Genomic DNA, 19,350 nt, shown 5'->3' with positions numbered 1-19,350 from the left:
ATGTCGAACTTAGTGACCAATGCTGGACACGCCCATGGCCATGACCATGGGCACGATGACCATCACCACGACTCGGGCGAGATGACCGTATACGGTTTCTGGCTCTACCTGATGACCGACTGCATTCTGTTTGCGTCGATCTTCGCGGTATACGCGGTACTGGTAAACAACGTTGCCGGTGGCCCGTCGGGCCACGACATCTTCGAACTGCCATACGTGCTGGGCGAAACCGCTCTGCTGTTGTTCAGTTCGATCACCTACGGCTTCGCCATGCTGGCGTTGTACAAAGGTAAAAAGCAGCAGGTTCTGGGCTGGTTGTTCATGACCTTCCTGCTCGGCGCAGGCTTCATCGCCATGGAGATCAACGAGTTCCACCTGCTGATCTCCGAGGGCTTCGGTCCTAGCCGTTCGGGCTTCCTGTCGGCGTTCTTCACCCTGGTCGGTACCCACGGTCTGCACGTATCCGCGGGTCTGATCTGGATGGGCATCATGATGTACCAGGTCAACAAGCACGGCCTGACGGCGACCAACAAGACCCGTCTGAGCTGCCTGAGCCTGTTCTGGCACTTCCTGGACGTGGTGTGGATCTGCGTATTCACCGTTGTTTACCTGATGGGGACCCTGTAATGGCTAATGCACACTCCCATGACAGCCATGATGCTGGCCACGGCAGCGTAAAGTCGTACGCCATCGGCTTCATCCTGTCGGTGATCCTGACCGTCATCCCGTTCGGCCTGGTGATGTTCCCGACCCTGCCGAAATCCACCACGCTGGCAATCGTCCTGCTGTTCGCGGTAATCCAGGTGATCGTTCACCTGTATTACTTCCTGCACCTGGACCGCTCCGTTGCCCAACGTAACAACGTGATTGCGTTCGTCTTTACGGCCATCGTGATCCTGCTGCTGGTCGGCCTGTCGCTGTGGATCATGTTCAGCATCCACACGTTCATGATGGCGAAGTGAGGTAGACCCGATGTCGCTCAAGCACTTTATCCAAATCACCAAACCGGGGATCATTTTCGGTAACGTGCTTTCTGTGGCAGGCGGGTTCTTCCTGGCCTCGAAAGGGCATGTAGATCTGGCGGTGTTCCTGGCCGCCATGATCGGCACTTCCCTGGTCGTGGCCTCCGGTTGCGTGTTCAACAACTGCATCGACCGCGACATCGACCTGAAGATGGAACGCACCAAGAACCGGGTGCTGGTCCAGGGCCTTATCTCCCTGAAACTGGCCCTGGTCTATGCGACCGTCCTGGGTGTCGCCGGCGTTGCGTTGCTGTACAAGGTGGCCAACCCGTTGGCTGCCCTGTTCGCCGTGATCGGCTTCATCATCTACGTCGGCTTCTACAGCCTGTACCTCAAGCGCAAGTCGGTTCACGGCACGCTGGTGGGCAGTCTGTCGGGCGCCATGCCACCGGTGATCGGTTACGTGGCCGTGACCAACAGCTTCGACATGGCCGCGTTGACCCTGCTGGTGATGTTCAGCTTGTGGCAGATGCCGCATTCCTACGCCATCGCGATCTTCCGCTTCAACGATTACCTGGCCGCATCGATTCCGGTGCTGCCAGTGAAGCGAGGGATCCAGGTGGCCAAGAAGCACATCCTGTTCTACATCCTGGCGTTCCTCGTGGCGACCCTGATGCTGACCTTCAGCGGCTACGCCGGCATGAGCTACCTCGCCGTCGCCGCGGCCATGGGCATGTACTGGTTGTACATGGCCTGGACCGGCTACAAGGCGGTGGATGACACGGTCTGGGCACGCAAGCTGTTCGTGTTCTCGATCTTCACCATCACCGCGTTGAGCGTCATGATGTCCCTGGACTTCAAGGTGCCGACCGAGCTGCTGCTGACGTACGCGCCGTAAGGTTCGAACGTTGTACGAGAAACCCCGTTCATCGAGAGATGAGCGGGGTTTTTTGTTGGATCGAATTCAAGGGCGCCTAAATTATCGGAGTATCGTTAAAGGCACTTTAATTAACACGGTTTGAGGGTAGGTGTTTTGCAACCTGCGCCCTTCAATCCGTCACTCAGTAGATTTTTGGGGTTGCAATGTATTCCTGGCTTGTAATTGCTTTGAATGTAGTTGAGGAAGCGTTCAGCCCTATCAGGTTGCGTCCGATATCCGTGATTTGCTTGGCCTTTAGGTACCTTGGGCCGACACGAGGACGGAATGGTCAACGGAGAAGCGCCGAAGTAAAAAAAGATATCTGCGACTAACACGAACTGCCCAGAAATGTCTTCTCTCAGATGATCCAGATCGGGACCACATACTCCCCAATGACTAATATTTTTTAGTTGTTCAAAGTGGAAGGACTCTGTTGCGCCGGGTACGAGTGGGCGATAAATATTATCTCCAGCTTTCAAAACGGGGTCGCTCAGGTGAGGTAATGGAATCTTGTTTTGAAAGCGCGGATCGCTGAAGTAATCACGTAAATGACATTTCTCTCCAATGCGCATCAAAAACACCAACCGTTCTTCACCAACAGGATCATGGTTCAGCGTGTATGACGTGAATCCTGCTACCCAATCGCCTACCTTCTTTTTTTCACGAATGGCTGGTTTACACGTAGCGAGGGTGAGCGTGTGTCCAAAGGGGTTAGGAGCAAAACCTGTGTCATGAGTCATCTTGTAGCTGAATAAAGTCATCAGTGCCTCCTGCCCGATTCGAATATTCAGGTTATTACTTCATCTGGGAAAGAGCTGTCTAGAAATAGAGATGGCTCCTACTGCGCGCATGCTTTTTCGTCTTTATGCTCGGTTCAATTGTTGTAAAACCGTTCAGGATTGCTGAGGTAGCTGGATGAACAAGCGCAATCTGTTCGAGGAGTTGATGCAAGGCATAGATGAGATGGCTGTTAGTCGCGGCACGGCTGCTCAGGCGCCCGTGGAGGCTGGTTGCTATCAGTTGGCAAAAGACCTAGATTTGGATCCACTCAGATCGACGGTGCTACTTAATACCATTGTCAGCGAACCTCGGTCTCAATCTGCGTTTCTTCATGCACTGATCAAAAGGCTGGGCGAAATGACTGAGAGGATGACCTGCGACGAACGCTTCATTGCCCTGGCAAAAGAGCTGAATTACGACATCAATGGCGAGAACACGGTGGGCGGCAATTACGCGCCGCTGGTGCGTCATCACGATGAGCTGTACATCAGTGGCATGGTGCCGCGCACCGAGGGCAAGATTCAGTATCCGGGCCGGGTCGGGCTGGAGCTGACGCTCAAGGACGCGCAAGCCGCCGCGAGCATCAGCGCCATGCGTTGCCTGGCGTTCATCGTCGATGCGGTCGGTTCGCTGGACAAGGTCAGGGCGTTGTTGCGGGTCACGGTCTATGTGAAGTCGACCCCGGACTTCGTCGACCTCAGCGAAGTGGCCAACGGCGCATCCGACGTTTTCAGTTATGTGCTGGGCGATGCGGGTCGGCATACACGCACCACCGTCGGCGTCTATCAGTTGCCGAAAAACGCGGCCATCGAAGTCGACATGATCGCAGCGGTACATCCGTCGGCGTAATCGCTGAAAGCCGCGCAACAAAAAGCCCCGCCTGAGATTCAGAGCGGGGCTTTTTCGTCAGCGCTGCGCTTACTGGGCGGCGATGCTGTAACCGTCGAATGCGGTCTGCTGTTGCAGGGCAGTGATGATGTTCTTGCGGTTGATCGCGTGTTCGGTGCCAGTGTTGTCGACGAAGGTCTCGCCTTCGATTTCTGCTTCTTCGCCTTCACCGACGAAGGTGAAACCGAGGAATTCCAGCGCCTCACGATCCACACTCAGGCGCGAACGCGGCGTGCGCATTGGCAGGGTCACGCTGATGCCGTCCTTGCTGATGCTGAACACTTCGACGTCTTTCTTGGCGCGTGCGGCTTTGCTCTTGCCGCCGCTCGGGTTGCTGATTGCCTGATGGGTCTGGTTCAGCACCTTGAGGGCCAGGCCGTAGACGATTTCCTGGAATGCCGGATCGTCCTTGAAGCTGGACAGGATGCGGCTTATCGGGAACTTGCTGCTCAGGTCTTCGAGGGCTGCGATGTCGGCCGCCTCGGCGTCCTTCAGGCGCTTGAGCTGGCCCATCAGCTCGTAGGCCTGATCGTCATCGAAGCGATCGTGAGCCTGGCGGATCGCGGTGCGCAGTTCACGGATCTGCTCGCTCTCGCGGGTCGACTGGAACGCGTCGAGCACCATCTCGCTGATGATCTTCGCTTGTGGAATGTGTTGTGAAAGATTGATGGAGTTTTCGTATTCCGCTTTGGACGACAGGGTGACTACGGATTCAGCGGTGTTGAAATCGGACATTGAAATTTCACTACTTTTTTAACTTGGGATAAGACGAGAAAGCATGGGGGGCTTTTTCAGGCCGACTAATTTAGGGGAGCGGGGCGGTGTTGTCACGGAGCAACGGCTCGATGGAGTTGATTATTTGCCCGGCGTATTCAGGTTCATCGAACGTACGATCCACTGTTCGGCATTCTGTTGATCCACCGGCAGGGAGAAGCGAAAGGTCGCGCCCCGTCCTGCGACATCGAGCAACTGGATTTCGCGCCCGTGCAGTTGCAGGATCCGGTGCACGATCCGCAGGCCCAGTCCGCCGTCGCGTCGCGCGCCGCCGATATTGAACGGACGCAGGAACAAACCTTCACGCAGCTCGGCGGCGATGCCGGGGCCAGTGTCGCTGACGGTGATTTCAACCAGTGCACCCTGGGGTTTCAGGCCGAGTTCGATTTCGCCCCCCGGTGGCGTATGGCGCAAGGCGTTATCGAACAGGTTGGTCAGCACCCGTTCGATCAGCCCGAGGTCAGCGCAGACGGTCGGCAGGTTGGCGCTGAAACTGGCCTTGAGTTCGACATTCCGGGCTTCGGCGCCCAGTTCGAATTTCTGGAAGATGTCCTGCACCAGATCGGTCAGGGAAAACTGCTCCAGTACCGGCTGCACAAAACCATGTTCAAGGCGCACCAGTTCCAGCAGCGATTGCGCGAGTCCGCCGACCTTGCGGCTCTGATCCAGGGCGATCCCCAGATAGCGGCGGCGTTCTTCCGGAGACAGGGTGGCGTCCTTGAGCGACAGCGTTTCCAGGTAACCATGCAGCGAAGCCAATGGCGTGCGCAAATCATGGGAAATATTCGCCACCAGTTCCCGGCGCTCCTGATCCTGACGGGTCAAAGAGCGCCACTGTTCGCCGAGGCGGTTTTGCATTTGCCGGAACGCCACGTCGAGCACGGCGATTTCGTCCGGGTCGGCAGACTTGTCCACAGGCGTCGGCGCGATTGGCAGCGATTGCGGTGCGCCGTCGATGTCGAACTGGCTCACGGTTTCGGTCAACCGACGCAATGGCCGGGTGATCAGGTTGAATGCCGTCAGACCGGCAATCAGACACAGGAACGCCACGAGACCGATGGACAGCAGCGCCGTATTCAACGCCGCACTGGTGGCGCCGCGCTCGGCGAAACGGTCGTGCGCTTCGCTGAGCAGGACCACGTAAAGGTAACCGGCTGCCTTGCCGTTGACCTGAAGCGGCGCGGCGCTGAAGACCTTGCGCCCGTCGACGCTGCGCGGGTCGTCGCCGAGGATCGGCAGCGGTTGATCATTGAGCAGTCGTCGGATCGGTTGCAGGTCGACAGTCTGCCGACGCAGGCGTCCTTCCGGCGCCGCGTTGCCGACGATCCGGCCGTCGGTGTCGAGCAGGTACACCTCGACACTCGGGTTGACCAGCATCAACTGGCTGAACAGTTCGCGCACCGCGCCGGGCATCAGGCCGTTGCTGTCCATCAGTACTGTGTCATGGGCGATGTGTTGCGCCAGATCCCGGGACAGACCCTGCACCACCTCCAGCTCATGCATCTGGCTGGAGCGCACCTGCAACCACGCCGACGTGCCGCAGCACGCCAGCAGCAAAACGGCGAATACCAGGGACAGGCGCTGCGTCAGGGTCAGTTTCATGGTTGTTCTGTACTCGTGCCGAATTTGTAGCCACGGCCCCACACCGTGAGGATGCGCACCGGTTGTGCCGGATCGGCCTCGATCTTCGCCCGCAGGCGATTGATGTGGGTGTTGACCGTGTGTTCGTAGCCTTCGTGGCTGTAGCCCCACACCGCGTTGAGCAGGTCCATGCGCGAGAACACCTTGCCCGGTTGGCGGGCGAAGAAGTACAGCAAGTCGAATTCCCGCGGGGTGAGGTCCAGGCGCTGGCCGTTGAGGGCGACGTCACGGGTGATCGGGTCGATGGTCAGGCCGTCGAGGCTCAGGCTGCCGGCGTCCATCTTCAGGTTGCGGGCCATGGCGTCTACCCGGCGCAGCAGGGCTTTGACCCGGGCCACCAGCTCCAGCATCGAGAATGGTTTGGCGAGATAGTCGTCGGCACCCAGTTCCAGGCCAAGGATGCGGTGCAGTTCGCTGGAGCGGGCGCTGGTGATGATGATCGGTGTGTAGCGCGCCATGGCCCGGGCGCGGCGGCAGATTTCCAGGCCGTCGACACCCGGCAACATGAGGTCGAGGATCAGTGCATCCCAGTGACCTTGCTGCAGCAGGCGCATGCCTTCGTCGCCGTCGGCGCTGTGGACCACCTCGAATTGTTCGTCCCGCAGATGCAGGCAAATGAGGTCGGCGATGTGCAGGTCGTCCTCGACCACCAGGACGCGTTTGGTCTGTTCCATGAAGCTCAATCCTTCGGCGCGATGTGCGCATTGTGCGGGTTTTCCTCCGGGCGAGTTATCACGAATTGTTTAACTTCCCGTGAGGATTTGGCGATCAACCCAAGCCTAGGCTGTGTTCCACGACAGGCATCTGGAATTTTGGGAGACGGCCATGTTTTCACGGCGACAGATTCTGGCAACGGGCGGCGGGCTGGGGCTTGCAGCGTTACTGGCAGGTGTATTGCCAAAGTTATCCGGGGGCTCGGCGCTGGTCGGTGAGGCACTCGCCGACGAGGCTTTCGAAGTGACCCACAGCGATAGCGAATGGCATGCGCTGCTCACCGACGAGCAATTCGACGTGCTGCGCAAGGAAGGCACGGAGCGGGCCTACAGCAGTCCCCTGAACAACGAGCATCGGGCCGGCACCTTTGCCTGTGCCGGCTGCGATCTGGCGCTGTTTTCGTCGGACACCAAGTTCGACAGCCGCACCGGCTGGCCGAGTTTCTGGGCGCCGCTGGAACACGCCGTGGCTACTCGCCAGGACCGCTCCTTCGGCATGACCCGGGAGGAAGTTCACTGCCGGCGTTGCGGCGGTCACCTCGGCCATGTGTTCGACGACGGGCCCAAACCCACCGGTCTGCGCTACTGCATGAATGGCCTGGCCATGACCTTCAAACCCGTGGCGGCTTGAGTCGTGGCCCGCCTGCAACCTTCACTCACTACAGGACGACACCATGTGGCTCTTGGTTCTCGCTTATCTCGGCGGTGTGCTGACGATCGTCAGCCCGTGCATCCTGCCGGTTCTGCCTTTTGTCTTCGCTCGCACCGGGCAGCCGTTTATCAAGAGTGGCTTGCCGCTGTTGGCCGGGATGGCACTGACCTTCGCCCTCGTCGCGACACTGGCGGCAGTGGGCGGCGGTTGGGTGGTGCAAGTCAATCAGTACGGTCGCTGGCTCGCGTTGCTGTTCGTTGCACTGTTCGGGCTGACGCTGCTGCTGCCGCATCTGGCCGAACGGCTGACCCGGCCGCTGGTGTCCGCCGGCAGTCGCCTGTCGGAGGCCGCCGGCCAAGACAATCGTCCGCGTCCCGGCGCGTCGTTTCTGATCGGTGTCGCCACCGGGCTGCTCTGGGCACCGTGCGCCGGGCCAATCCTCGGCTTGATTCTGACCGGTGCCGCGCTGCAAGGGGCAAGCATCGCCACCACGCTGTTGTTGCTCGCTTATGCGGCAGGCGCGGCTACGTCGCTGGCTGCGGCGCTGCTGCTGGGCGGTAAGGTTTTCGCGCTGATGAAGCGCTCGATCGGCACCGGCGAGTGGATCCGCCGCGGACTCGGCGCTGCGATGCTGGCCGGTGTGGCCGCCATCGCGCTGGGCCTCGACACCGGGATTCTGGCGCGGGTGTCGACGGCTTCCACCGGAGGTCTGGAGCAGGCACTGGTCGGCAAACTGTCGGGCAAATCCCCTCAGGGCAACGGCACGATGATGGCGCAGATTCCTGCAACGGATGACGCGGCGAACGGCAGCATGATGGCGGCCGGGGGCGCGATGAAAATGGCCGCCAAGGCACCGGTTTCGCTGCCGGTCGAAGGTCAGTTGCCGCCGCTCGATGGCGCGGTGCAATGGCTCAACTCCGCGCCGCTTGATGCACAGGCATTGAAGGGCAAAGTGGTGCTGGTGGATTTTTGGACTTACTCCTGCATCAACTGCCTGCGCACCTTGCCTTACGTCAAAGCCTGGGCCGAGAAGTACAAGGATCAGGGCCTGGTGGTGATCGGCGTGCATGCCCCGGAATTCGCTTTCGAGCGTGATGTAGGCAACGTCACCAAAGCCATGAAGGAACTGGGCATCAACTACCCGGTGGCCATCGATAACGACTACAAGATCTGGCGCGCTTTCAACAATGAATACTGGCCGGCGCATTACTTTGCCGACGCCCAGGGGCGCATTCGTTACCACCATTTTGGCGAAGGGGGCTACGCCGAATCGGAACGGGTCATCCAGCAATTGCTGCATGAGGCCGGTGCGAAAACTGTCGCCGACGGTCTGATCAATGCCGATGCCCAAGGCGTGCAGCTGGCGCCGGACATGAATCAGGTGCTGTCGCCGGAAACCTACGTCGGCTACCAGCGTGCGGAACATTTCGTACCGGAAACCAGCCTCGTGCCTGACAAGGTGGCGGCTTACACGACGCCGATCAACCTGGCTCTGAATGACTGGAGTCTGGGTGGCCAATGGGCAGTCGGTGCCGAGCGTGCCACCGCCAGCGCGCCGGCCAGCCGTATCGTTTACCGCTTCCATGCCCGCGATCTGCATCTTGTGCTGGGGCCGGGAACGGACGGTAAACCGGTGCGCTTCAAAGTGACCATCGACGGTCAGGCGCCGGGCGATGCCCACGGTGTCGACGTGGCGCCCGACGGCAGTGGTCGGGTCACCGAACAGCGTTTGTATCAATTGGTGCGGCAAACCGATGGGGTGAAGGACCGAACCTTCAGCATCGAGTTTCTCGATCCGGGCGTGTCGGCCTACGCCTTTACTTTCGGCTGATCAGGAGTGCGTGACATGAAAACTCGAATTATCTGGCGTCGTCTGTTGTTGGGCGTCGCAGCGGCCGGGGTGATCGGACAGTGCTCGGTGTTTTCCTTCGGTGCCGAGGAAGGCGTGGTCATTCCACCGCCAGCTCTTGATGAGAACACCCAGGCACACAGCGAGACGGCAGTGTTCGCTGGCGGTTGTTTCTGGGGTGTGCAGGGTGTTTTCCAGCATGTCAAAGGTGTGCAGAAAGCCGTCTCCGGATACGCCGGCGGCGCGGCCAATACAGCGGAATATGAACGGGTCAGCGAGGGCGATACGGGCCATGCCGAGTCGGTGCAGGTCACCTTCGATCCGACCCAGGTCAGCTACGGCAGCCTGTTGCAGATCTACTTCTCGGTGGCCCACAACCCGACCGAGCTTAACCGTCAAGGCCCGGACAGCGGCACCCAATATCGCTCGGCGCTGTTCCCGGTCAATGCCGATCAGCAACGCGTTGCACAGGCCTATATCGCCCAGCTCGATGCGGCGCATGCCTACAGCAAACCCATCGTGACCCGACTGGAAAAATACAACGGCTTCTATCCGGCGGAGGACTATCACCAGGACTTCCTCACCGAACACCCGACCTATCCGTACATCGTGATCAACGATCTGCCGAAAGTGGCGCAGTTGAAGCAGTTGTTCGCCGAGCGTTATCAGGAGAAACCGGTGCTGGTGAAAAGCGGGTCGTGATCACCGGTTATGCAATGGTTATTGTGCGGTCACTGGCGACTGTCGGGCGGCGAGGGTTCGCAGTGCCCAGTAGAGCTTCAGCGAGCGGGTACTGATCAGGCCGCACATGAAACCCGATACTGTGGACTTGAGCAGCAGCATGTCGGGGGAAGCGGCCAGCTGCGGATTTACCGCATCCTGATAGCCGAAGTAATAGTTCGCGAAAAAGAACATCAGGAACATGATCAGGATTTTCACGGTGCCCGGCATGATCAACCCCGTCGCGGTATCGTCGAGTGCCACGCCCTTGCGGGAAAAAACCAGCCAGGCCGAGAGGCTGCCCAGCAACAGCGCGCCGAACCAACTGCCAAGGAACAAGGCCGGGTCGATCGTCAAGTTCACGGAGTACAACGACCACGCCAGAAACGCCGGCGGTGTGATGAGCATCGAGAGACGGCTTTCACGGCGGGGAGAAAAAGCCTTGATGCCGAAATAAACCACCAGCAGAAAAAACACATAGGCCCGAATCGGGGTGTTTTGCAGAATCGTGAGCATCGCGCAGCATCCGTGCTGAAAAAGAGGAAGGTGGATAATAGTCGGCGTCGCTGTAACCGTCGGCTTTTTGTTGAACCCAGGCTGATCAGCTTTTCCCCCATGTCTTCATCGCAAACTCGACGAAGCGCCGAAGCTTCGGCAGCCGATAACGATCCTGTGCATAAAGCAGATGCAAAGGACGGCTCGGTGGCTGGTAGTCGGGCATCACCGCCACCAGTCTGCCGTCGCGCAAATCCTGCTCCACCAGTGCATCGGGCAGCATCACGATGCCCATGCCGGTACGCGCCGCCTGATGCAAACCGGCTGAGGTGTTCATCAGCATCGGCCCGCTGACATCGACCATGATTTCACCGTCCGGACCGCTCAGGCGCCAGCGCTTTTCCACCGATTGCCAGTCATCGCCGGCGGGGTAGGCGAACGACAGGCAATCGTGCTGTTGCAGGTCTTCAGGCGTCAGGGGCATCCCCCGCCGGGCCACGTAATCCGGAGACGCGCACACGGTCAGGGTGTAGTCGATCAGGGGGCGGGCGATCAGGTTCGATTGCTCGAAATGGCCGAGGCGGAACGCCACATCGAGACCACTCTCCAGCAGATCCGGACGGCTGTTGGTCAGTACGACATCCATTCTGACCTGCGGGTACTGCAGGGAAAACTCGCTGAGCGCCGGAGCCAGGCGTTCGACGCCAAAGGTCAGTGGCGCAGTGATGCGCAGCAAGCCGCGAGGCTCATCCAGGGTTTGCTCGGCGAGCCGTTCGGAGTCTTGCACCAGCCCCAGCACCTCCAGACAGCGCTGGTAATAGACCGTGCCGAATTCGGTCAGCCGCTGGCGGCGGGTGGTGCGTTGCAGCAGTTGTACGCCGAGGCGCTGCTCCAGTGCCCGCAGGTGATTGCCGACCATGGTCGTGGACATTTCGCACTGCAAGGCGGCGGCCGTCATGCTGCCGGTTTCCACGACCTTGACGTAGACGCTCATCGCCTGGAACAGATCCATTATCAAGCCCTGCTTATAAATGATTGAAGTTTTGCCGAGTTTATCCAGCTCTGGTGGCTAACCATACTGCAAACACACCGACCTTCACTGGAGTTTGAAGTCATGACCGCCGCCCTGATGAACACGTACCAACCGTTGGCCCTGAGTTTCACCAAAGGTCTGGGCACCCGTCTATGGGATCAGGCCGGTCGCGAGTACCTCGATGCCGTCGCGGGTGTGGCGGTGACCAATGTCGGCCACTCGCATCCGCGAATAGTTTCGGCTATCAGCGAGCAGGCGGGATTGCTGTTGCACACCTCCAACCTCTACAGCATCGACTGGCAGCAGCAGTTGGCGCTCAAACTGACGCAGTTGTCGGGAATGGAGCGGGCGTTCTTCAATAACTCGGGCGCCGAGGCCAATGAAACCGCACTGAAACTGGCGCGGCTGCGCGGGTGGCGCAGGGGGATTGAGCAACCGCTGGTGGTGGTCATGGCCAACGCGTTTCATGGCCGGACTCTGGGCACCTTGTCCGCCAGCGATGGCCCGGCGGTGCGCCTGGGATTCAACGAGTTGCCGGGGGATTTCGTCAAAGTGCCATTTGGTGATCTTGAAGTGCTTAATCAGATGCAACAAAAACACGGCGAGCGAATCGTGGCCATTCTGGTGGAGCCGATCCAGGGCGAAAGCGGCGTACAAATCGCGCCGCCGGGTTACCTGAAAGCCTTGCGCGAGCAGTGCAATCGCCACGGGTGGCTACTGATGCTCGACGAGATCCAGACTGGTATCGGCCGTACCGGGCAGTGGTTTGCGTTTCAGCACGAAGGCATCGTCCCCGACGTCATGACCCTCGCCAAAGGCCTGGGTAACGGCGTGCCGATTGGTGCCTGTCTGGCGCGGGGCAGGGCGGCGGAACTGTTTACGCCGGGCAGCCATGGCAGCACCTTCGGCGGCAATCCGCTGGCCTGTCGGGTGGGTTGCACCGTGCTGGACATCATCGAAGAACAGGGCTTGCTGGAAAATGCCCGGGTACAAGGCGAGCGTTTGCTCAGCCGCCTGCGGGCGGATCTGGCGGACAACCCGAATGTGCTGGCGGTTCGTGGGCTGGGGTTGATGATCGGTATCGAACTGAAACAGCCGATCCGCGACCTGACCCTGATTGCCGCGCGGGATCACGGGTTGCTGATCAACGTCACTCGCGGCAAGACGATACGGCTGCTGCCGCCGCTGACGATTGATGAGCGGGAGGTGGGGATGATTGTGAGGGGAGTGGGGTTGATGCTTGAGGCAAACTGACCATCTCGATATGGCTGCCGATTTTTTCGGCAGCCATTTTTTCATCCGGGTAAATCTACCGCTGGATATTGCCGCAATCCTAATCAGGATAATCCGTCAGATCCGGCGCCAGCATCCGGGTCTTCGGCGCGCCGTTCGAGTTGTGCTGAATGATGTCCCGGGGCTGCCCTTGCTCATTGAAAAAAACCTGGCCGATCCCCGCCGAATTCCATAGCCGTTCACCTGCTTCAGCATGCTCGGGAACGTACGGCACGATGCGCATGCGTCGGCGTTTGGTCAGCCAGTTCAGTGGCGAGCGGGGTGAATAGAGCCAGCGATTCAGGCGGTCGAACCATTCGAGCAGGGTGGGCGGGAATTCGTTCTTGATGCCGCTGCTGGTGATCTGCCAGATGCGTGGGCCGGCCTTGCGGTGTCGGATAAGCACTTCGTAGACGAAGGAATAATGCACATCCCCTGAAAGCACCACGTAGCTGCCTGGTGTACGGGTGTGTCGGAAAATATTCAGGATCACCTGGGCCGCGCCGCGATGAGCCATCCAGTTTTCCGCGTCCACCAACAGGGGATAACCGCACCAGCTGAAGACCTTCTGCACGGTTTCGATCAGCTTCACACCGAAGATCGGTGCCGGCGAGACGATGATCGCCGACGGATGATCGAGCAATTCCTGTTGCAGTTCGCAAAGGGCTTCCCAGTCCAGCAGGCCGGAAGGTTGCTTGAGCGCCATCTCGCTGCGCCAGCGCCGGGTGCGGGTGTCGAGGACCACCAAGGCCGGGCTGGTCGGCAGCACGAAATGCCAGTGCTGAAAGCGCAGCAACTCATCGATCAGTTCGTCCTGTACCGGGGAGTCGAGATAACGATCATTACCGCTGGCGCTCAGGTGTCGGGTTTTCTCCAATAAACCGCTGAATGCATCCGGGTTGTTGCCCCAGCCCTGGCACAACAGATAGGCGATCAGCGCATTGCCGATGATGCGTCTGGAGAACGGATGACCATAGGCGGTTTCTTCCCACTGTGCGGACAGGTTCCAGTCATCGGTGATGTCGTGATCGTCGAAGATCATCAGGCTCGGCAAGTGCGCCAGCGCCCGGGCGACATTGCCCAGACCTGCCTTGAAGCTATCGATCCGGGTCTGTTCCAGGGCATAGCGCTGGCGACGTTCGGATATAAGCGTCGGCATTTGCGGATCGATCAATGTCCATGGCGTCGGCGACCATACCAACAGGTACATGGCCATGACTTCGGCGAACGTCACCAGATGATTGTCGGCGCTGCTGCTGGTGAAAATCGGCTTGCGCGCACCGCCGAAAAATCGCTCGCGCAAAGTCTCGTTGCTCTCAAGTGCCGGTAACAAATCTGCACGGTGGTAATAACTGGCCGGGTGTTCGTAGAGTCGGGCGCTGTCGCTGACCACCGCGCCTTCGAGTTGCTCACCAAACAGGCCGAGTCGCTCGATCAAGGCATGAATCGCCCGCAACATCGGACCGGCAACGTCATCGGCGTAGATCTGATCGCCGCTCATCATCAGCAGGGCAGGGCGCTGTTGCGGCTCGGTTTCAGAGGCCAGCAATTGATCGACACAGAGCAAACCGTCAGCCGCCGGGTGATGCGGTTTGCGGCAGGAACCGTGGAGCAGTTGATCGATCCGTGATCGCACCACAAGGTTCGGGCACGTGACTTTGCCGTACAGCAGATGCGGCGCCCAGTCGGTGACGGAATGTTGGCCATCGATCAGCAAGTCGTAATCGACTTGTGTGTCTAAAGGCAGGGGGCTGTCGAGCGTGACGTCTATCAGGTGAATGAATGCATGAATGCCTACAGGAATGACCGTGCATTTCCCGGCATCCAGTGGAATGTCTCCTACACCTTGCAGGCGTAAGGTCAGCGCCAGCTCGCGACTGCCGACCAACCAAAGCACTACGCGTGTCGGTTCCAGCCGTCGCAATAGCGGGCCGGCCAATACAGGAGGCAGCGGAGGCAGGTCAGCAGACATTCGAGACATCGGAGGGCAAAACTCAGGTCGCACAGGCTGGCGATGATAGCTCAGCCCGTGCTTTCAACCCTTAAGTGAGGCTTAAGAGTCCGACTTTTGCAGCTTCAGCGCCAAGAGACGCCATTCGGCAGGCGTCGCGTCGACTCTTGGCTGTTCCTGCACGGAGCAGTCGAAACGGTAAGAGACGTCGTCGCCGTTCATGTTTCGCGCGGTGACGGTATTGCTGAAGGTGTAGACCTGATCCTTGAAGCGTTGCGGTGCGATGCTTTTGCTATCGGCAAACCGCGCGGAAGCGGGAAAGCGCAAGGTACTGGTCACGAACGGGCTGCACATGACATACGCGAGCATCGACTTGTCACCCTGCGCGTCGCTGCGCAGCTTTTTGCTCAGGGCTGTCAGGGCTTTGCGCCCCTGGTCGTCACTCTGGTCAATCACGGTTTGCACCGACAGGGTCTTCGGCGCCCGACTGGCGTAGTTCGGCAGCAAGGCTGAGTCCGGCGGCGAAGGTTTGTCGTCTGGCTCGATAGCGGCAAACACTGGCGCGGCTTGCAGCGCATCGGGGCTTGCAGCCGACTCGGCTTCCGGCAGCAACGAGGTTGGCTCTGCTTCCCGTGTCACAACGTTTTCTGTCTGCTCGGCTTCGTAGCGATGGGCTGACGGGAACAGTGAAAGCGTGATCGACAGCACCACCATCGCCACAATGAAACCGCCCGCCGCACCGACCAGATTGCCGTAAAACAGATGCCAGCTGCCGCGGTTTTTCACCACCCAGCGCCACATGAAACCCCAGGCCGCGACAAATGCCAGAAAACGCAGAAACTCCATTCGATCCTTTCCTTAAACCTGCAAAAACCGGAAATCAGCGTCGCCCCGACGATGAGCGCTGAAGATGGACGGCAAGATATCAAAATAGAAGCGTGATACCAGTGACGAAAACATTGTTCAGCGAAAGTTGAGGACGAAAAACATCAGCGTGGTGATACCGGCAGTCATTCCGCACAGGCCAGCGAGCAGGTGGCGGGCCAGCGGTTGTTCGGGTTGGGGGCGGCGGAGCATCCACATCCAGACCCCCGCGAGCACCCCGACGGTTGTCATCACCTCCAGCAGGTCGCGGAGTAGATTTGCAGAGGACGGCGGGACGGCTGAGGGGAAAAGGCCGGAACATACAATCGAGATGGCCAGCGCCACCAGGAAACCGCTGGCGGCGCCTGCCAGATTGGCCAAAAGCAGATTCCAGTTGCCGCGCGTCTTCACGACCCAAACCCACATGGCGGCCCAGGCGAAGAAGTAAAACAAGGCATACATGCGGTTCGTTCCTTGAATGCGATTTTTGGAGTGAGGTGCTGTTGATGCGCTTGTCAGCAGTGGACGGGAAGATATCAAAATAGTAGCGTCGCGCCACTTCTCTCCTGTAATGGATTACCTATGTTTGCCGCCTTCAATGCCTCGCGTCTGTTCGGCGCGATCACACTCGTTTTCGCGGTAATTCCGGCGTTCGCAGCCTGGACAGAAGCTCCGCAGGCCAGTTGGCAGTACTACAGCGCCAACTGTCAGCGGATGCAGGAAAAAATGGCTGACGTCCAGAGTGGTCGCACCACGGCCTTCGAGATTATGTTTGGCCTGGAGGATAACCTGCGAGTCCTCGATGAGCGCCGCCCGAACCTGACGCCCGAATATCTCTATTCCCGCGAGTACGCTCAGTGCGACAGCACCATCGCGCAAGCTGAATCGATGATCGCCCAAGGCAAGGCCGATTATGCAGCCAGCACTCAGCGTGCCGTTCAGGAAGGCCGGATCGCTCACGAGAACTCCCCCGAGTACCAGCGCGCCCGCTCCCTGGGATTCAGCGATGTGGGTGAGCTCTCATTCCTGAAACTGCATGAAGACATGGATGGCGAAGCTCGCCTCAAGACCATGATGATCACCGTCGATGCAGTCTGTGGCCGACATTTTCGCGCCACGCAGTATGTGAAACCGTATGTGATCTATACCGTCAGGCCATCGGATGGCGGGTGCGGTGAGGAAAAACGCGTGGCGGTGCTGGGAGGCCGATCCGTGGAGAAGAGCGATTACATCGATGAACGGGGGACGTTCCAGTACGTGGGATGGAAGAAGCTGGTTGGCGCGGATGGCTTTCCCATGGATATCCGTGTCGTGAAAGCGTTGCGCTGATGACGAATTACAGGATGTCCTTCAGGTAGCTTTTAAGGGCGAGGAGTGGTGCATCCATCTGCGCCACCGATCGTGCCTGGCCGAAGTCAACCGACAACCTGTTCAACTCACGCCCCAACGGTTTTTCGATACCGCCCAGGGCATCCATCGCCAGGCCCAGGCATTCGTTCATCTTGAACTGAATGGTTTCGACATCCTCCCGGCGTACCAGCAGCTCGAACACGTCTTTCTGATAGTCGCCCATGACCAGATCATCCCGCAAAATCGGGCTCAGGCCTTCTTCCTCGTAGGCGAGTTTCAGGGAGAAAAGGGCGACTGTTTCCAGTGACGATTCCATGCTGTGAACCTGTGTGATATCTCGCCGGACAGCCAGCGGCACTTTCCGGCAGACAAAAAAAAAGGCCTTGCAAAGCAAGACCTTTTCTAATTTTGGTGCCCGAGGGAGACCAGAAAGAACTAGGTTTTGCGTGGCTTGCAAGCGCTTTTTTGAGTCGGGGATACAAGTGGGGATACACATTTCTCCGCGTTGGCAGCATTTTACCAACACCGTTTGCCGAATCGAGAAAAATAGAGCTATTTCGCTTAACTCAGCCTTGTGACCTTCTTGGAAGCCACAAGGTTGAGCGCCTACAGGTAGCCTCAATGAATATCTGGCCACTCTCCAACAGCCCAGTCGGCAAACTTTTTTGCCCTCCGCTGAATTTGCCGTTTATCCCACGTCCTGGCTGACGCTGCTTCCTGAGTGATTTTCCAGTTTGACCCTTTAATCACGACCCTCTTTTCAGCCCAGCTGAGGTCCTTAATACGCCCATTTTGACCTTTTGTAAGAGGAACCAGATTTCCAATTGTATGAAGAAGTGCTTTGTGGTCTTCTCTGTTAAACCAATCAAGCCAGTCTCCCGTCAGACTCTGTGGTAAAACGTGTTCTACGGTAAAGTCATCTGTAGCGTTGTCATAGCCATGCGTACTGTTGTGTTGAAGTTCTCTCTGGATCAGAAGATATTTCGTGATCTTTCTAGAGTACATGTCTTCATTGCTTAAAGTTTCTCTAATGCTGTTGTCATTTGGGCATCTAATTGTACCCGTTATGATTCGCTCCTTAAGAGTTTTTGGATCGGCACCAGCCTTTCCCCACAGACCTTTGAATACAGCATGTAATCCTGTTGGTTCTAATCCAACTATTGCACGTCGCACTAAAAAAGACTCGACGATGGCAAGGCATTGTACAGTTTGCCTTTTGGAAGCCGTTCCTTCTCGGTGTGCGTTCAAAAGTTCCAAAATGTAGGGCCAGGTAACAGTTGTTTTTGGCATTAAGCTAAATCGATGCACTCGTTCACCCACCTGGTCGCTGATACCATCTATCGGGTTATAATCAACCAGTGCACAATACAAGTCCGCGTAAGTACTCATTTCCGCTACGATGGAGTCGGGAGTTGAACTAGTCCATTTTTTTTGTAGTTCTGGAAAGGCACGGGATTTTGAGATTAAGCCATTGAACTTGATAAAAGAGTAAATAGTGATGTATTGATCAAATGAGTTCCGAGGAAAAGATTTTTCAAACGGCTTCCAGGTCGAGTCATAGAATTTGTCGAGTGCATCTCTGCAGTTGTTCGGGACTCTAGAGATTACGTCGTTTCTGACTAGGTCGGATAGCGAAAGTTTTACACCTTCATAGTTTAGCTTAGAGAACACAGTGTTAGCGTCGTCGGTGGCCTCTAAGGTGATCTGGATAAATACAATCTTATTCAAGAGTCTTTCTTGGAAAGACTCGATTTTGTCTGTAAGAAACTTACCATCTTCATCAAAAAAGATTTCACTGAATTGCCATTTAATGTTTTCCCACTGAGAGGATATACCATGGCGATTGGAGTGTTCGTCAATTGTTTCTTCTTTGAAGTTCCATTCAATGCAAGTGATGTCATAGCTCAATAAGTCGAAGAGTTGCCTACGGTCTTGCACTGTAGGTAGTAGCTTAGGCATGCCTTTGTACTTGCCTGCGGTAAAGGCTAAGTACATTTGTGCAAGAGTAAGTGCGTCTTCTTCTTTTCCGCCTTTTATATATGCCCAAGCCAGTCCACATATGAGCAAGTAAATAGTTGTAAGGCGTTGCTGGCCATCAATCATGAGGTATTCATTTGGTGATTGAGTGCCGCCCTTTTTACCGAAGTCTTGGACGACTGTGGCGCCTATGAATTGCTCGAGATCTTCTACGCCTGAGTTGTCAATATCCTCAAGAAGTGCCTGCAGAGGTTCGTCCCCCCAAACATAATATCGCTGATATACAGGTGCCGAGTACCTCACCGATCCGTCGAACGTTCCATCAACGTTGGTTTTTTCAGGGGTTTTCATGTCTCTTATTTTACTCCGAGTAATTGGGCTCTACATCGTGTCGGCGGATTTATGGCATACAGGTTTTAGGTAAGTTTTTTATTCGCACGTGGTCGACCGGCTAATGCGGGGTCGTGGTTTGTCGCGTGGGGAAAAGACAGGGGGACATTCAAGCTGCAG

20 protein-coding genes are annotated in these 19,350 nt (G+C 57.6%); 9 read left to right on the top strand and 11 right to left on the bottom strand.

Annotation, left to right across the window (positions count from 1 at the left end; all coding sequences use genetic code 11):
- From AC07NR_RS18920 to cyoE, 3 genes are read left to right on the top strand one after another with little or no spacing between them, the layout of a single operon-like run.
- The gene (locus AC07NR_RS18920) at nt 1–627 is read left to right on the top strand and encodes a cytochrome o ubiquinol oxidase subunit III (protein ID WP_007956720.1); all 627 of its coding nucleotides are present in this window, start codon (nt 1–3) and stop codon (nt 625–627) included.
- Complete coding sequence (gene cyoD, locus AC07NR_RS18915; RefSeq protein ID WP_065261339.1) at nt 627–962, top strand: cytochrome o ubiquinol oxidase subunit IV; 336 nt, start codon at nt 627–629, stop codon at nt 960–962. The genes AC07NR_RS18920 and cyoD overlap by 1 nt, the downstream gene beginning before the upstream one ends.
- Nucleotides 963–972: 10 nt before the next feature.
- Nucleotides 973–1,860: a heme o synthase gene (gene cyoE, locus AC07NR_RS18910; protein ID WP_039765651.1), complete on the top strand. Its 888-nt coding sequence runs from the start codon at nt 973–975 to the stop codon at nt 1,858–1,860.
- 110 nt (nt 1,861–1,970) lie between these two features.
- On the opposite strand, the gene AC07NR_RS18905 is transcribed toward cyoE, so the two are convergent.
- Nucleotides 1,971–2,642 (bottom strand): Nmad2 family putative nucleotide modification protein, encoded by a 672-nt coding sequence (locus tag AC07NR_RS18905; protein WP_495079158.1) that lies wholly within the window; start codon nt 2,640–2,642, stop codon nt 1,971–1,973.
- 376 nt (nt 2,643–3,018) lie between these two features.
- On the opposite strand from AC07NR_RS18905, the gene AC07NR_RS18900 reads away from it, so the two are divergent.
- Complete coding sequence (locus AC07NR_RS18900; RefSeq protein ID WP_085709372.1) at nt 3,019–3,510, top strand: RidA family protein; 492 nt, start codon at nt 3,019–3,021, stop codon at nt 3,508–3,510.
- 69 nt (nt 3,511–3,579) lie between these two features.
- On the opposite strand, the gene AC07NR_RS18895 is transcribed toward AC07NR_RS18900, so the two are convergent.
- The 3 genes from AC07NR_RS18895 to AC07NR_RS18885 all read right to left on the bottom strand — a co-directional run bounded on the left by AC07NR_RS18895 (nt 3,580) and on the right by AC07NR_RS18885 (nt 6,638).
- A complete protein-coding gene (locus tag AC07NR_RS18895) occupies nt 3,580–4,284 on the bottom strand; it encodes a hypothetical protein (RefSeq protein WP_423204258.1) in 705 nt (234 codons plus the stop codon).
- 120 nt (nt 4,285–4,404) lie between these two features.
- On the bottom strand, nt 4,405–5,925 hold the full coding sequence (locus tag AC07NR_RS18890; protein ID WP_495079157.1) for a sensor histidine kinase: 1,521 nt from the start codon (nt 5,923–5,925) through the stop codon (nt 4,405–4,407).
- Nucleotides 5,922–6,638 (bottom strand): response regulator transcription factor, encoded by a 717-nt coding sequence (locus AC07NR_RS18885; RefSeq protein WP_114885393.1) that lies wholly within the window; start codon nt 6,636–6,638, stop codon nt 5,922–5,924. Before AC07NR_RS18885 ends, AC07NR_RS18890 begins: the two co-directional genes overlap by 4 nt.
- A 151-nt stretch (nt 6,639–6,789) precedes the next feature.
- On the opposite strand from AC07NR_RS18885, the gene msrB reads away from it, so the two are divergent.
- The 3 genes from msrB to msrA are packed head-to-tail and all read left to right on the top strand — an operon-like array spanning nt 6,790 to nt 9,880.
- Nucleotides 6,790–7,308: a peptide-methionine (R)-S-oxide reductase MsrB gene (gene msrB / locus AC07NR_RS18880; RefSeq protein ID WP_119427697.1), complete on the top strand. Its 519-nt coding sequence runs from the start codon at nt 6,790–6,792 to the stop codon at nt 7,306–7,308.
- Nucleotides 7,309–7,351: 43 nt separating this feature from the next.
- Nucleotides 7,352–9,160 carry a cytochrome c biogenesis protein DipZ gene (locus AC07NR_RS18875; RefSeq protein WP_495079156.1) on the top strand — a complete coding sequence of 603 codons (1,809 nt, stop codon included), beginning with the start codon at nt 7,352–7,354 and terminating at the stop codon, nt 9,158–9,160.
- A gap of 15 nt (nt 9,161–9,175) precedes the next feature.
- On the top strand, nt 9,176–9,880 hold the full coding sequence (msrA, locus tag AC07NR_RS18870) for a peptide-methionine (S)-S-oxide reductase MsrA (protein WP_495079155.1): 705 nt from the start codon (nt 9,176–9,178) through the stop codon (nt 9,878–9,880).
- 18 nt (nt 9,881–9,898) lie between these two features.
- Here the strand turns inward: msrA and AC07NR_RS18865 are convergent, their stop codons facing one another.
- Both AC07NR_RS18865 and AC07NR_RS18860 read right to left on the bottom strand, forming a co-directional pair.
- Nucleotides 9,899–10,414: a DUF6622 family protein gene (locus AC07NR_RS18865; protein ID WP_495079154.1), complete on the bottom strand. Its 516-nt coding sequence runs from the start codon at nt 10,412–10,414 to the stop codon at nt 9,899–9,901.
- Nucleotides 10,415–10,499: 85 nt separating this feature from the next.
- Nucleotides 10,500–11,405, bottom strand: a complete 906-nt coding sequence (locus AC07NR_RS18860) for a LysR family transcriptional regulator (RefSeq protein ID WP_495079153.1) — start codon at nt 11,403–11,405, stop codon at nt 10,500–10,502.
- 102 nt (nt 11,406–11,507) lie between these two features.
- Between AC07NR_RS18860 and AC07NR_RS18855 the strand changes: the two genes are divergently transcribed.
- On the top strand, nt 11,508–12,680 hold the full coding sequence (locus AC07NR_RS18855) for an aspartate aminotransferase family protein (RefSeq protein WP_495079152.1): 1,173 nt from the start codon (nt 11,508–11,510) through the stop codon (nt 12,678–12,680).
- Nucleotides 12,681–12,759: 79 nt separating this feature from the next.
- On the opposite strand, the gene AC07NR_RS18850 is transcribed toward AC07NR_RS18855, so the two are convergent.
- The 3 genes from AC07NR_RS18850 to AC07NR_RS18840 form a co-directional block, all read right to left on the bottom strand.
- Nucleotides 12,760–14,679 carry an alkaline phosphatase D family protein gene (locus AC07NR_RS18850; protein WP_495079151.1) on the bottom strand — a complete coding sequence of 640 codons (1,920 nt, stop codon included), beginning with the start codon at nt 14,677–14,679 and terminating at the stop codon, nt 12,760–12,762.
- Nucleotides 14,680–14,751: 72 nt separating this feature from the next.
- Nucleotides 14,752–15,495, bottom strand: a complete 744-nt coding sequence (locus tag AC07NR_RS18845) for a hypothetical protein (protein ID WP_495079150.1) — start codon at nt 15,493–15,495, stop codon at nt 14,752–14,754.
- A gap of 117 nt (nt 15,496–15,612) precedes the next feature.
- The gene (locus AC07NR_RS18840; protein ID WP_495079149.1) at nt 15,613–15,975 is read right to left on the bottom strand and encodes a hypothetical protein; all 363 of its coding nucleotides are present in this window, start codon (nt 15,973–15,975) and stop codon (nt 15,613–15,615) included.
- A gap of 120 nt (nt 15,976–16,095) precedes the next feature.
- Here AC07NR_RS18840 and AC07NR_RS18835 point away from each other — a divergent pair, with 120 nt between their 5' ends.
- Nucleotides 16,096–16,842 carry a hypothetical protein gene (locus AC07NR_RS18835; RefSeq protein ID WP_495079148.1) on the top strand — a complete coding sequence of 249 codons (747 nt, stop codon included), beginning with the start codon at nt 16,096–16,098 and terminating at the stop codon, nt 16,840–16,842.
- 7 nt (nt 16,843–16,849) lie between these two features.
- Here the strand turns inward: AC07NR_RS18835 and AC07NR_RS18830 are convergent, their stop codons facing one another.
- A complete protein-coding gene (locus tag AC07NR_RS18830) occupies nt 16,850–17,179 on the bottom strand; it encodes a hypothetical protein (protein WP_495079147.1) in 330 nt (109 codons plus the stop codon).
- A 302-nt stretch (nt 17,180–17,481) separates the two neighbouring features.
- The gene (locus AC07NR_RS18825; protein ID WP_495079146.1) at nt 17,482–19,191 is read right to left on the bottom strand and encodes a DUF262 domain-containing protein; all 1,710 of its coding nucleotides are present in this window, start codon (nt 19,189–19,191) and stop codon (nt 17,482–17,484) included.
- Between the last annotated feature and the right edge of the window lie 159 nt (nt 19,192–19,350).

The organism is Pseudomonas sp. GW821-FHT09C09 (assembly GCF_059418105.1).
The sequence above is the reverse complement of the archived record's forward strand: the minus strand, read 5'-3'. Positions and strand labels throughout refer to the sequence as shown.

Bases quoted from the DNA above. Each gene is read 5' to 3' on its own strand.
- msrA (WP_495079155.1), top strand. From the start codon at position 9,176: ATGAAAACTCGAATTATCTGGCGTCGTCTGTTGTTGGGCGTCGCAGCG.
- AC07NR_RS18875 (WP_495079156.1), top strand. From the start codon at position 7,352: ATGTGGCTCTTGGTTCTCGCTTATCTCGGCGGTGTGCTGACGATCGTC.
- AC07NR_RS18865 (WP_495079154.1), bottom strand. From the start codon at position 10,414: ATGCTCACGATTCTGCAAAACACCCCGATTCGGGCCTATGTGTTTTTT.
- AC07NR_RS18840 (WP_495079149.1), bottom strand. From the start codon at position 15,975: ATGTATGCCTTGTTTTACTTCTTCGCCTGGGCCGCCATGTGGGTTTGG.
- AC07NR_RS18895 (WP_423204258.1), bottom strand. From the start codon at position 4,284: ATGTCCGATTTCAACACCGCTGAATCCGTAGTCACCCTGTCGTCCAAA.
- AC07NR_RS18900 (WP_085709372.1), top strand. From the start codon at position 3,019: ATGACTGAGAGGATGACCTGCGACGAACGCTTCATTGCCCTGGCAAAA.
- AC07NR_RS18855 (WP_495079152.1), top strand. From the start codon at position 11,508: ATGACCGCCGCCCTGATGAACACGTACCAACCGTTGGCCCTGAGTTTC.
- AC07NR_RS18825 (WP_495079146.1), bottom strand. From the start codon at position 19,191: ATGAAAACCCCTGAAAAAACCAACGTTGATGGAACGTTCGACGGATCG.
- AC07NR_RS18850 (WP_495079151.1), bottom strand. From the start codon at position 14,679: ATGTCTCGAATGTCTGCTGACCTGCCTCCGCTGCCTCCTGTATTGGCC.
- AC07NR_RS18835 (WP_495079148.1), top strand. From the start codon at position 16,096: ATGTTTGCCGCCTTCAATGCCTCGCGTCTGTTCGGCGCGATCACACTC.
- AC07NR_RS18885 (WP_114885393.1), bottom strand. From the start codon at position 6,638: ATGGAACAGACCAAACGCGTCCTGGTGGTCGAGGACGACCTGCACATC.
- AC07NR_RS18920 (WP_007956720.1), top strand. From the start codon at position 1: ATGTCGAACTTAGTGACCAATGCTGGACACGCCCATGGCCATGACCAT.
- AC07NR_RS18890 (WP_495079157.1), bottom strand. From the start codon at position 5,925: ATGAAACTGACCCTGACGCAGCGCCTGTCCCTGGTATTCGCCGTTTTG.
- AC07NR_RS18905 (WP_495079158.1), bottom strand. From the start codon at position 2,642: ATGACTTTATTCAGCTACAAGATGACTCATGACACAGGTTTTGCTCCT.
- cyoD (WP_065261339.1), top strand. From the start codon at position 627: ATGGCTAATGCACACTCCCATGACAGCCATGATGCTGGCCACGGCAGC.
- msrB (WP_119427697.1), top strand. From the start codon at position 6,790: ATGTTTTCACGGCGACAGATTCTGGCAACGGGCGGCGGGCTGGGGCTT.
- AC07NR_RS18860 (WP_495079153.1), bottom strand. From the start codon at position 11,405: ATGGATCTGTTCCAGGCGATGAGCGTCTACGTCAAGGTCGTGGAAACC.
- AC07NR_RS18845 (WP_495079150.1), bottom strand. From the start codon at position 15,495: ATGGAGTTTCTGCGTTTTCTGGCATTTGTCGCGGCCTGGGGTTTCATG.
- AC07NR_RS18830 (WP_495079147.1), bottom strand. From the start codon at position 17,179: ATGGAATCGTCACTGGAAACAGTCGCCCTTTTCTCCCTGAAACTCGCC.
- cyoE (WP_039765651.1), top strand. From the start codon at position 973: ATGTCGCTCAAGCACTTTATCCAAATCACCAAACCGGGGATCATTTTC.